Origin of the sequence: Pseudomonas fluorescens, assembly GCF_000967965.1 — a bacterium.
Classification (GTDB): Bacteria; Pseudomonadota; Gammaproteobacteria; order Pseudomonadales; family Pseudomonadaceae; genus Aquipseudomonas; species Aquipseudomonas grandcourensis.
This window is the reverse complement of record NZ_LACC01000023.1, coordinates 204,111-216,504: the sequence shown is the minus strand read 5'-3', so window position 1 is coordinate 216,504 and position 12,394 is coordinate 204,111. Positions and strand designations below refer to the sequence as shown.

Annotated in this window: 10 protein-coding genes; 6 read left to right on the top strand and 4 right to left on the bottom strand. The window is 59.8% G+C overall.

The features are described 5' to 3' along the window. Positions 1-96: 96 nt before the first annotated feature. Positions 97-438 (bottom strand): Grx4 family monothiol glutaredoxin, encoded by a 342-nt coding sequence (gene grxD, locus VC35_RS19355; protein ID WP_046042012.1) that lies wholly within the window; start codon positions 436-438, stop codon positions 97-99. 97 nt (positions 439-535) lie between these two features. Further along, entirely contained in the window at positions 536-2,644 is a 2,109-nt protein-coding gene (locus VC35_RS19350) for a molybdopterin oxidoreductase family protein (RefSeq protein ID WP_046042011.1), read from the bottom strand. 574 nt (positions 2,645-3,218) lie between these two features. On the opposite strand from VC35_RS19350, the gene argF reads away from it, so the two are divergent. Further along, complete coding sequence (argF, locus tag VC35_RS19345; RefSeq protein WP_046042010.1) at positions 3,219-4,139, top strand: ornithine carbamoyltransferase; 921 nt, start codon at positions 3,219-3,221, stop codon at positions 4,137-4,139. Further along, positions 4,136-5,245, top strand: coding sequence for an ABC transporter ATP-binding protein (locus VC35_RS19340; protein ID WP_046042008.1), 1,110 nt, complete (start codon positions 4,136-4,138; stop codon positions 5,243-5,245). The genes argF and VC35_RS19340 overlap by 4 nt, the downstream gene beginning before the upstream one ends. Before the next feature lie 114 nt (positions 5,246-5,359). Here the strand turns inward: VC35_RS19340 and VC35_RS19335 are convergent, their stop codons facing one another. Then, a complete protein-coding gene (locus tag VC35_RS19335) occupies positions 5,360-6,142 on the bottom strand; it encodes a PhzF family phenazine biosynthesis protein (protein ID WP_046042007.1) in 783 nt (260 codons plus the stop codon). Between the two features lie 106 nt (positions 6,143-6,248). Further along, a complete protein-coding gene (ybaK, locus tag VC35_RS19330; protein WP_008053514.1) occupies positions 6,249-6,719 on the bottom strand; it encodes a Cys-tRNA(Pro) deacylase in 471 nt (156 codons plus the stop codon). Positions 6,720-7,067: 348 nt separating this feature from the next. Here ybaK and VC35_RS19325 point away from each other — a divergent pair, with 348 nt between their 5' ends. From VC35_RS19325 to glpD, 4 genes are all read left to right on the top strand, one after another. Next, on the top strand, positions 7,068-7,919 hold the full coding sequence (locus VC35_RS19325; RefSeq protein WP_046042006.1) for an MIP/aquaporin family protein: 852 nt from the start codon (positions 7,068-7,070) through the stop codon (positions 7,917-7,919). Positions 7,920-7,993: 74 nt separating this feature from the next. Next, on the top strand, positions 7,994-9,499 hold the full coding sequence (gene glpK, locus VC35_RS19320; protein WP_046042005.1) for a glycerol kinase GlpK: 1,506 nt from the start codon (positions 7,994-7,996) through the stop codon (positions 9,497-9,499). Between the two features lie 253 nt (positions 9,500-9,752). Further along, the gene (locus VC35_RS19315; protein ID WP_046042004.1) at positions 9,753-10,508 is read left to right on the top strand and encodes a DeoR/GlpR family transcriptional regulator; all 756 of its coding nucleotides are present in this window, start codon (positions 9,753-9,755) and stop codon (positions 10,506-10,508) included. 335 nt (positions 10,509-10,843) lie between these two features. Beyond that, positions 10,844-12,382 carry a glycerol-3-phosphate dehydrogenase gene (gene glpD / locus VC35_RS19310; RefSeq protein ID WP_046042019.1) on the top strand — a complete coding sequence of 513 codons (1,539 nt, stop codon included), beginning with the start codon at positions 10,844-10,846 and terminating at the stop codon, positions 12,380-12,382. Positions 12,383-12,394 lie beyond the last annotated feature (12 nt).

The following is a 12,394-nucleotide window of genomic DNA, read 5'->3' as shown; positions in this document are numbered from 1 at the left end:
GCCTGGCGCACCAATAAAAAGCCCCGCCCTCTTTCGAGTGGCGGGGCTTTTTGTTACCCGGGTTTCAGGTTTGGCCGAAACCCGGGCAGAAGCGAATCAGGCTTCGGTCTTTGGAGCAGCGGCCTTGGCGGCGGCGTCCTTGATCAGGCTCTGCAGCGAACCGTCAGCAGCCATTTCAGTCATGATGTCGCTACCGCCGACCAGCTCACCGCCGACCCACAGCTGCGGGAAGGTTGGCCAGTTGGCGTATTTTGGCAGGTTGGCGCGGATTTCCGGGTTCTGCAGGATGTCCACGTACGCAAACTTTTCGCCACACGCCATCACGGCCTGCGCGGCTTTCGCGGAGAAGCCGCACTGCGGGGCATTCGGCGAACCTTTCATGTAAAGCAGAATGGTGTTGTTGGCAATCTGCTCTTTAATCGTTTCGATGATATCCATGGAGCACCTCGGCTGAACTTTCCGACTCATGGGTCGGCACGGTGGCGCATTGTAACGGAAAGCCGAGCGCCCTGCTCGGTCTCTCCGTCAGACTGATTCAAGCCGCCGCCACGGTCACCGGCACGCCATTGAGCGCGGCATTTCCCGACAGTTCGTCAATCTGGCGTTCGTCGGTCAGGTCGTTGGCGCTGGAGCCTGGCTGGCTGCTGGCAATCGACATTTGCACGCCAGGCCGCGCATGGCCCCAGCCGTGAGGCAGGCTGACCACGCCTTTCATCATGTCCAGACTGCCAAGCACTTCGACTTCGATCACACCCACCCGCGAGCTGACCCGAACACGCTGCCCGTCACTGAGCCCGCGACTCGCCAGATCGTCCGGATGCATCAGCAACTGGTGACGCGGCTTGCCTTTCACCAACCGATGATAGTTATGCATCCATGAGTTGTTGCTGCGTACATGTCGGCGGCCAATCATCAACAACTCGTCGGCGGCCGGTGCCTGCAAGGCTGCGAAGCGCGCCAGGTCAGCGAGAATCTCGATCGGTGCTGCCTGGATGCGTTGATTGGCAGTCTTCAGGCGGGGCGTCAGGTTAGGCTTGAGCGCGCCCAGATCGACGCCATGGGGATGATCGAACAACGTCGCCAGCGACAGCTTGTGCTCTGAATTGTCACCGTACATCCCGATGCGCAGGCCGCGATCGATCATTTGTGCGGGGGCGATAGTGGGTTTCAACTCTTTGCCGGTCATGGCGGCAAATGCCTTGGCCAGCCCGACGAAGATCTCCCAGTCGTGCAAGGCACCTTCGGGCTTGGCGAGGATGGCACGGTTGAAACGACTGACATTGCGCACCGCGAACAGGTTGAAGGTGGTGTCGTAATGGTCGTTTTCCAGCGCCGACGTGGACGGCAGGATCAGGTCGGCGTAACGCGTGGTTTCATTGATGTACAGATCGATGCTGACCATGAACTCCAGCCCGTCCAGCGCCTGTTCGAGTTGTCGGCCATTGGGTGTGGACAGCACCGGATTGCCCGCCACGGTGATCAACGCGCGGACTTGCCCTTCCCCTTCGGTGAGCATCTCTTCGGCCAGCGCCGAAACAGGTAGTTCTCCGGCGTATTCCGGCCGCCCGGAAACCCGGCTCTGCCACAGATTGAAATGCCCGCCCGAGGTCGACGCCACCAGGTCCACTGCTGGCTCGGTGCACAAGGCACCACCCACGCGATCGAGATTGCCGGTGACCAGATTGATCAACTGCACCACCCAGTGACACAGCGTACCGAAGGCCTGGGTCGAAACGCCCATGCGGCCATAGCAGACGGCACTCGGCGCCGCGGCGAAGTCCCGCGCCAATTGGCGGATCTGTTCGGCCGGCACGGCGCACAACGGACTCATGGCCTCGGCGGTGAACGGCGCGACGGCCTTCCGTACGTCCTCCAGGCCATCCACCGGCAGATGGCTGTCGCGAGTCAGACCTTCAGCGAACAAGGTATTGAGCAGGCCGAACAACAGCGCGGCATCACCGCCCGGGCGAACGAACAGATGCTGATCGGCAATCGCCGCTGTCTCACTACGGCGCGGATCGACCACCACCACTTTGCCACCCCGGGCCTGTATCGCCTTCAAGCGTTTTTCCACATCCGGCACGGTCATGATGCTGCCGTTCGAAGCCAGTGGATTGCCCCCCAGGATCAGCATGAAATCAGTGTGATCGATGTCCGGGATCGGCAGCAGCAAACCGTGGCCGTACATCAAATGACTGGTCAGGTGATGGGGCAATTGATCGACCGACGTTGCGGAAAACCGATTGCGGGTTTTCAGCAGTCCGAGGAAGTAATTGCTGTGGGTCATCAGCCCGTAATTGTGCACGCTCGGATTGCCCTGATAGACCGCCACGGCGTTTTGCCCGTGACGCTCCTGAATGGCGGCGAGGCGTTCGGCGACCAGATTGAATGCCGCTTGCCACTCGATGGGATGCCACTCATTGCCCACCCGCTGCATCGGCTGATGCAGGCGATCCGGATCGTTCTGAATGTCTTGCAGGGCCACGGCCTTGGGGCAGATGTGCCCACGGCTGAACGTATCCTGGGGGTCGCCCTTGATCGAAGTGATCTGGACGTTACCGCCTTCGCCCCTGGTGGTTTCGATGGTCAGGCCACAGATGGCTTCGCACAAATGGCACGCACGGTGATGGAGAGTCTTGGTCATGGCCAGTTTCTGTCTTGTTTTGGGCGGGCAACGTTGGCCGCGGAAACAAAACTATGGCGCCGGAGCCGCCGCCACGCCAGCGACGTTCGTCTTGTGAATCGAGGGTTATCAGGCCAGCCGATGGCCGCCCGAATTCAGTTCGAAGGCAGCCTGGGCGGCGCCTGCAACTGGATTTCCTGAAGGGTTTCAATCGGCCCGTGGGGGCCATGCACGCCGGTCAGCTCGCCGATCAGGCGCCAGTGTTCGTCGAGCCCGGCGCTGATGAATGACAGGTCAGAAACCGACTGTCAGCGCACCATTGCCGCCCAGCCTGATTGCCAAGCCCCGAGGGGCCGGTGTACAAATGAACCGCTGCTATCAGGAAACAGGCTTCAAAAGCGCTACCTCGGTGAACCCGTAGCACCTCTGAAACTCCCTAAAAACTGTAGCCCTATTGGTAAGACGCGACATTTAATTATAAGATCGCGCCTTCCCCTATTTCGTCGCCCCGTGCGGCTTACGCCGCAGGTCTCGCCCGTTGTTCCGTTAAACAAGGCTTTGAGTATCTGCGGTTTGTAGCAAAAGGTAGTCAATGATGAGCGCAAGGCACTTTCTCTCCCTGATGGATTGCACGCCCGAAGAGCTGGTCAGCGTGATCCGTCGAGGCGTTGAGCTCAAGGACCTGCGTAACCGCGGCGTACTGTTCGAGCCTCTGAAAAACCGCGTCTTGGGGATGATTTTCGAGAAATCCTCGACCCGTACCCGGATCTCCTTCGAGGCCGGCATGATCCAGCTCGGCGGGCAGGCGATCTTCCTGTCGCCCCGTGACACCCAACTGGGCCGTGGCGAGCCGATCGGCGACTGCGCCATCGTCATGTCGAGCATGCTCGACGCGGTGATGATCCGTACCTTTGCCCACAGCAACCTGACCGAGTTCGCCGCCAACTCCCGCGTGCCAGTGATCAACGGCCTGTCCGATGACCTGCACCCGTGCCAGTTGCTGGCCGACATGCAGACCTTCCTCGAACACCGCGGCTCCATCCAGGGCAAGACCGTGGCCTGGATCGGCGACGGCAACAACATGTGCAACAGCTATATAGAAGCGGCGATCCAGTTCGACTTCCAGTTACGCGTTGCCTGCCCGGAAGGCTACGAGCCCAACCCGGTGTTCCTGGCCAAGGCCGGCGATCGGGTCACCATCGTTCGCGACCCGAAGGAAGCCGTGCGTGGTGCACACCTGGTGAGCACCGACGTCTGGACCTCCATGGGCCAGGAAGAAGAAACCGCCAAGCGTCTGCAGCTGTTCGCACCGTATCAGGTCAACCGCGCCCTGCTCGACCTGGCCGTTGACGACGTGCTGTTCATGCACTGCCTGCCGGCGCACCGTGGCGAGGAAATCAGCGTCGACCTGCTCGATGACAAGCGCTCGGTGGCCTGGGATCAAGCCGAAAACCGTCTTCATGCGCAAAAAGCCCTGCTCGAGTTCCTCGTCGAACCGGCGTATCACCACGCATGAGCCAGCCATTACTGCTTAACCTGCGCAAACTCGCCTGCGGCTATCAAGACCAGCGCGTGGTGCAGAACCTCAACCTGCACCTGAACGCAGGCGACATCGGTTGCCTGCTGGGCTCGTCGGGCTGCGGCAAGACCACTACCCTGCGGGCGATTGCCGGTTTCGAACCGGTTCACGAAGGCGAAATCCAGCTGGCTGGCGAGACCATCTCCAGCGCCGGCTTCACCCTTGCTCCGGAGAAGCGTCGCATCGGCATGGTGTTCCAGGACTACGCGCTGTTTCCGCATTTGAGCGTGGCCGACAACATCGCCTTCGGCATTCGCAAGCATCCGCAAAAGGATCGCGTGACCGAAGAGCTACTGGAACTGGTTAACCTGAAGAACCTCGGCAAACGCTTCCCCCACGAGCTTTCCGGTGGTCAGCAGCAACGTGTCGCCCTGGCCCGTGCCCTGGCGCCGGAGCCGCAACTGCTGTTGCTCGACGAACCGTTCTCCAACCTCGATGGCGAATTGCGCCGCAAGCTCAGCCATGAAGTACGCGACATCCTCAAGGCCCGTGGCACCAGCGCGATTCTGGTGACTCACGACCAGGAAGAAGCCTTCGCGGTCAGCGACCACGTTGGGGTGTTCAAGGAAGGTCGCCTGGAACAGTGGGACACGCCCTACAACCTGTATCACGAACCGCTGACACCCTTCGTGGCGAGTTTCATCGGCCAGGGCTATTTCATTCGCGGTCAGTTGAGCAGCCCCGAATCGGTGCAAACCGAACTGGGTGAGTTGCGCGGCAATCGGGCCTACACCTGGCCGGTAGGCGGCGCCGTGGATGTACTGCTGCGCCCGGACGATATCGTCTATGCGCCGGACAGCGCACTGAAGGCGCGAATTGCCGGCAAGACGTTCCTGGGTGCATCGACCCTGTATCGCTTGCAACTGCCGACAGGTGCACAGCTGGAATCGATCTTCCCGAGCCATGTCGACCGTCAGGTTGGGGCGGAGGTGGGTATTCGTGTCGCGGCTGAACACCTGGTGCTGTTCCAGGCGTCCGGTAGCACGGCGGCGCAGATTCCGACGGTTGAATCCGGTGTCCGCCGCTACAACACCGCTAACTGAACAACACAATCCCTGTGGGAGCGCGCTTGCTCGCGATTGCGATGGATCAGTCAACACCTCTGTTGAATGTGATACCGCTATCGCGAGCAGGCGCGCTCCTACAGTGGTTTTGGATCAGCCCAACATCAGCGTTCCGCTTGCTACGAGCGTCGCATTGCCGCCGATCTTCACCCGATCGCCTTCCAGGCGACAGAACAATTCCCCACCCCGCGCCGAACGCTGAAAAGCCGTCAGGCTCGACTTGCCCAAACGCTTTGACCAGTACGGAATCAGAAGGCAATGGGTCGATCCGGTCACCGGGTCCTCATTGATGCCGATTGCCGGGGCGAAGTAACGGGAAACGAAATCGTGTTGCTCGCCCCGTGCCGTCACGATGGCGCCCAACCATGGCAGTTTCGCCAGGGCCACCATGTCCGGCTTGCAGTCGAGCACGGCTTGCTCCGACTCCAGCACCACGAACAGCTCATTCGAGGCCAGTACCTCGACAGCCTTCACGCCCAGTGCACGCTCGATGTCCGAGATCACGTTCACCGGCAACGCAGTGATCGCCGGGAAGTCCAGCCACAGGCCTCCGCCCTCCCGCGTCACACTCAACGGGCCGGATTTGCAGGTGAAGTCCAGTCGCTCGACAGGCTCTTTATAGATCTCAAACAGCACATAGGCGCTAGCCAGCGTCGCGTGACCGCACAATGGCACCTCGGTGGTCGGCGTAAACCAGCGGATGTGCCAGCCCTGCCCTTCACGCACGACAAACGCCGTTTCGGCGAGGTTGTGTTCGGCGGCAATCTTTTGCATCAACTCATCGGCGAGCCAGGTATCTAGCCGATAGACCATCGCCGGATTGCCGCTGAATGGCTGACTGCTGAACGCGTCGACCTGATGGAACTCCAGTTGCATAACTTTCTCCCTTTGTCAGACCGCCGAGCATGCCGCGCTGGCCCGGCCGGCACCAGTGACAGAGCAGGCTGATTTTCACCATACAGCACTGCACCCGCTTCGAGGCTCACGCACGGCCGATATCGGCAAACTTCGCCTGGGTGTGTTCGGCCAGCACCGCCGGTGCCAGTTCGACTTCCAATCCACGTCGGCCCGCACTGACAAAAATGCTGGCGAAGGGCTGGGCCGAACTATCAATGAAGGTACGCAAACGCTTCTTCTGCCCCAACGGACTGATCCCGCCCAACAGATAGCCGGTAGAGCGCTGTGCTGCCGCCGGGTCGGCCATTTCGACCTTTTTAACGCCCGCGGCGTGGGCCAGTCCCTTCAAGTCCAGACTGCCGACAACCGGCACCACAGCCACCAGCAACTCGCCCTTCTCGCTGGCCGCCAGCAAGGTCTTGAACACCTGCGCCGGATCGAGCCCGAGTTTTTCCGCCGCTTCCAGCCCGTAGGAGGCAGCCTTGGGATCATGTTCGTAACTGTGTACGCGATGTTCGGCCCGAACCTTTTTCAACAAATCCAATGCGGGGGTCATGACAGCTCCAGACTGGGCGGCAGAAGAAAAATACTGCGCCCGATTCTAGGGCATTGATCAATAAAAGGCTCTACGGCGGCGCATCCATGACGCCATTGCCTGGCCATCCCATCCCCCAATGACTCACTCATTCATGCAACGAATAGTTTTTTTGTGACCGACGGTTCACTTTCGACCTTTGACAGCAGCGTTTCTTGTCTATATTTTTTCGTTTCTGAAACTGTACGAAACGTCCTACCGCTGCACCCAGCAGTAAACCGCGACCAGGATGGGGATCCTGCCTCGGCGAAAAACGCGCTTCGACCATGATGGAAAAAAGCGCCAGACAACAAAAAAAATGAGGTTTCAATGACAACTGCTTTACAACAACCGTCGCTCTCGAGCCAATGCATGGCCGAGTTTCTGGGTACGGCGCTGCTGATCTTTTTTGGTACAGGATGTGTTGCCGCGCTCAAGGTCGCGGGTGCCAGTTTTGGTTTGTGGGAAATCAGCATTATCTGGGGCGTCGGCGTCAGCATGGCGATCTACCTCACCGCCGGTGTTTCCGGTGCTCATCTGAACCCTGCCGTCAGCATTGCCCTGAGCATTTTCGCGGACTTCGAAAAGCGTAAATTGCCTTTCTACATACTCGCCCAAGTGGCGGGCGCCTTCTGCGGAGCGCTGTTGGTCTACACCCTCTACAGCAATCTATTCTTCGAATTCGAACAAACTCACCACATGGTTCGCGGCACTCAAGCCAGCCTCGAGTTGGCCTCCGTGTTCTCCACCTTCCCGAATCAAGTGTTGACCACCGCCCAGGCATTTCTGGTCGAGGTGATCATTACGGCCATCCTGATGGGCGTGATCATGTCCCTGACCGATGACAACAATGGCCTGCCCAAAGGCCCGCTGGCACCGCTGCTGATTGGCCTGCTGATTGCGGTGATCGGCAGTTCGATGGGGCCGCTGACCGGTTTTGCCATGAACCCTGCGCGAGACTTCGGCCCTAAACTGATGACTTTCTTCGCTGGCTGGGGTGAAATTTCCTTCACCGGCGGACGCGATATTCCGTATTTCCTGATTCCTGTTTTTGCACCGATTGTTGGTGCTTGCCTCGGTGCTGCCGCCTATCGCGGGCTGATTGCCCGCCATCTGCCCAGCGCCGTACCTGCTACAAAGGATGCAACAGCTGCCATTGACGGCAAACCCAGAACTTCTTGATACCGTTGGCGCGTGCCCCTGCCCTTTGATCGCGCGCCAGACCTCACTCCCTTATTTCGTCCAAGGCAATCGACATGACCGACACACAGAATAAGAACTACATCATTGCCCTCGATCAGGGTACGACCAGCTCCCGCGCGATCATTTTCGACCGCGACGCGAACGTGGTCTGCACCGCCCAACGGGAGTTCGCACAGCACTACCCGCAAGCCGGCTGGGTCGAACACGATCCGATGGAAATCTTCGCCACCCAAAGCGCCGTGATGGTCGAGGCCCTGGCGCAAGCCGGCCTGCACCACGACCAGGTGGCCGCGATAGGCATCACCAACCAGCGCGAAACCACAGTGGTCTGGGACAAGAACACCGGCCGGCCGATCTACAACGCCATCGTCTGGCAGTGCCGACGCAGCACCGAGATCTGTCAGCAGCTCAAACGCGATGGCCACGAGCAATACATCAGCGACACTACCGGCCTGGTCACCGACCCGTATTTCTCCGGCACCAAGCTCAAGTGGATCCTCGACAATGTCGAAGGCAGCCGCGAACGCGCACGCAACGGTGAACTGCTGTTCGGCACCGTCGACAGCTGGCTGATCTGGAAATTTACCGGCGGCAAGGTGCATGTCACCGACTACACCAACGCTTCGCGCACCATGCTCTTCAACATCCACACCCTGGAGTGGGACGCGAAGATGCTGGAGGTGCTGGATATTCCGCGCGAAATGCTGCCGGAAGTTAAATCGTCCTCGGAAATTTATGGCCGTACCAAAAGCGGCATCGCCATCGGCGGCATCGCTGGCGACCAGCAAGCCGCCCTGTTCGGCCAGATGTGCGTCGAGCCAGGCCAGGCGAAAAACACCTACGGCACTGGCTGCTTCCTGTTGATGAACACCGGCGACAAAGCCGTGAAATCCCAACACGGCATGCTCACCACCATCGCTTGCGGCCCACGTGGCGAAGTGGCCTATGCGCTGGAAGGTGCGGTGTTCAACGGCGGCTCCACCGTACAGTGGCTGCGTGACGAGCTGAAAATCATCAACGACGCCCACGACACCGAATACTTCGCCAACAAGGTCAAGGACAGCAACGGCGTGTACCTGGTGCCGGCCTTCACCGGTCTTGGCGCTCCCTACTGGGATCCGTACGCCCGTGGCGCATTGTTCGGCCTGACCCGCGGCGTACGCGTGGATCACATCATTCGTGCCGCGCTGGAGTCGATTGCCTACCAGACCCGCGACGTGCTCGACGCCATGCAGCAGGACTCCGGCGAACGCCTCAAGGCCCTGCGCGTGGATGGCGGCGCGGTGGCGAACAATTTCCTCATGCAGTTCCAGGCCGACATCCTCGGCACACAGGTCGAGCGCCCGCAAATGCGCGAAACCACGGCACTGGGTGCAGCTTACCTGGCAGGCCTGGCCTGTGGCTTCTGGGGCAGCCTGGAGGAGTTGCGCGGCAAGGCCGTGATTGAGCGCAAGTTCGAGCCGACGCTGGATGAAACGGCGAAGGAAAAACTCTACGCAGGCTGGAAAAAAGCGGTCAGCCGCACCCGTAATTGGGCGGCTGAAGACGAAGCTGAATAAGCGAACTCCAGTCCCCGTATCTGTATGTCCAAACAGCGTGAAAACGTAGCGAGCGAAGGAAAGACAAGGCAAAAACAGGCGAGGACCGGCTGGGGTCGCACCCGACTTTACGAGGTTGTAAATGAGCAGTCCGAGCCTGTTTTTAACGCAGGATTTCCGAGCGCAGTAGTTTTCACGTTGTTTGGAAACTGGTCGGGAGCAGATTCCTGCGTCATCATGGGCAAATTTTGCACGGCAGCCCAAAGGACGCCCCATGAATCTGCCTCCCCGTCAGCAGCAAATCCTCGAACTGGTTCGCGAACGCGGCTATGTCAGCATCGAGGAAATGGCCACGCTGTTCGTAGTTACCCCGCAAACCATTCGCCGCGACATCAACCAGCTCGCGGAAGCCAATTTACTGCGTCGCTACCACGGCGGCGCGGCTTACGACTCCAGCGTTGAAAACACCGCCTACGCCATGCGCGCCGATCAGATGCGCGATGAGAAACAGCGTATCGGCGAAGCCATTGCCGCGCAGATTCCCGACCATGCCTCGTTGTTCATCAACATCGGCACGACCACCGAATCCATTGCCCGGGCACTGCTCAATCACAATCACCTGAAGATCATCACCAACAACCTGCACGTCGCCTCCATGCTCAGCGCCAAGGACGATTTCGATGTCCTGCTGACCGGCGGCAACGTGCGGCGCGATGGTGGCGTGGTGGGTCAGGCCAGTGTCGACTTCATCAACCAGTTCAAGGTCGACTTCGCCCTGGTCGGCATCAGCGGCATCGATGAAGACGGCAGCCTGCTGGACTTCGACTATCAGGAAGTGCGGGTATCCCAGGCGATCATCGCCAATGCCCGACAAGTGATCCTCGCTGCCGACTCCAGCAAGTTCGGGCGCAACGCCATGATTCGCTTGGGGCCGATCAGCCTGGTCGATTGCCTGGTCACCGATCAGCAGCCTTCCCCGGCACTGGCGCAGTTGTTGAACCAGCACAAGGTTCGGCTGGAGGTCGTTTAAGCACACCGCCCCCCTGTGGCGAGGGGGCTTGTCGGATCGCCGCACCGCCCCGTTGGGTCGCGAAGCGGCCCTAAAACCATTCAGCCGAGTTCAGGCAGGCACATCCATAGCCCCAACCTGCGACGGCTTCGCCGCCGAACGGGGGCAAGCCCCCTCGCCACAAAAGCAGCCTGCTACCTTTCAATGTTCGTAAATTTTCCTTTAACGGCCCTTCGATGAGTATTTTCAATCGAAGCTGACTGGCTGTGCGCGTCTTTATGGGCTAGTATTTTCGCAAATGAACATTAATGTTCGAATTCAAATACAGAACATCAAAGAATTCCGAGGCCGTGCCGATGCCCAATTCCACCTTGCCTACGCCCCCTCTCGCCGAGGTCTACGATATCGCCGTCATCGGTGGCGGGATCAATGGCGTGGGGATCGCAGCGGATGCCGCCGGTCGCGGTCTCTCGGTGTTCCTTTGTGAAAAGGATGACCTGGCCAGCCATACCTCGTCGGCCAGCAGCAAGCTGATCCACGGTGGCCTGCGCTATCTCGAACATTACGAATTCCGCCTGGTGCGTGAAGCCCTGGCCGAACGTGAAGTGCTGTTGGCCAAGGCTCCACACATCGTCAAGCAAATGCGTTTCGTGTTGCCGCACCGCCCGCACCTGCGCCCGGCGTGGATGATTCGCGCCGGTCTGTTCCTCTATGACAACCTGGGCAAGCGCGAGCAACTGCAAGGTTCGAAAAGCCTGAAGTTCGGCACCGACAGCGCGCTCAAAAGCGAGATCACAAAGGGCTTTGAATACTCCGATTGCTGGGTCGACGATGCGCGCCTGGTAGTTTTGAACGCTATGGCCGCCCGGGAAAAAGGCGCCCACGTTCATACCCAGACCCGCTGCGTCAGCGCACGCCGCGCCAAGGGCTTGTGGCACCTGCACCTGGAACGCGCCGATGGCAGCCTGTTTTCGATTCGCGCCAAGGCATTGGTGAACGCAGCCGGGCCATGGGTCGCCAAGTTCATTCGTGATGACTTGAAGATGGAATCGCCATATGGCATCCGCCTGATTCAGGGCAGCCACCTGATCGTGCCGAAACTGTACGAAGGCGAACACGCGCACATTCTGCAAAACGAAGATCAGCGCATCGTGTTCACCATTCCGTACCTGAATCACTTCACCCTGATCGGCACCACCGACCGCGAGTACACCGGCGATCCGGCAAAAGTGGCGATTACCGACGGCGAAACCGATTACCTGTTGAACGTGGTCAACGCTCATTTCAAAAAGCAAATCAGCCGCGACGACATCCTGCACAGCTATTCAGGTGTGCGCCCGCTGTGCAACGACGAATCCGACAACCCGTCGGCCGTGACCCGCGATTACACCCTGGCGCTGTCTGGCACAGGCGAAGAGGCTCCATTGCTGTCGGTGTTCGGCGGCAAGCTCACCACCTATCGCAAACTGGCCGAGTCGGCGCTGGCGCAACTGGCACCCTACTTCAAGCACATAAAGCCAAGCTGGACCGCCAGCGCCACGCTGCCGGGCGGTGAAGACATGACCACCCCGCAAGCCTTGAGCTCGCGTATCCGCGACAAATTCGACTGGGTACCGAGCGAGATCGCTCGCCGCTGGGCCACTACCTACGGCAGCCGCACCTGGCGCATGCTCGAAGGCGTACAGGACCTCAGCGATATGGGCGAGCACATCGGCGGCGGTCTCTACACTCGCGAAGTTGACTATCTGTGCAGTGAAGAATGGGCAACCAGTGCCCACGACATCCTCTGGCGTCGCAGTAAGCTCGGCTTGTTCACGACGGTGGCCGAACAGGAAAAGCTCAAGGGCTACCTGAGCCAGGTCGAACAGAACCGCAGCAAGATCGAAGCGGCCTGATCAGTCATCGGC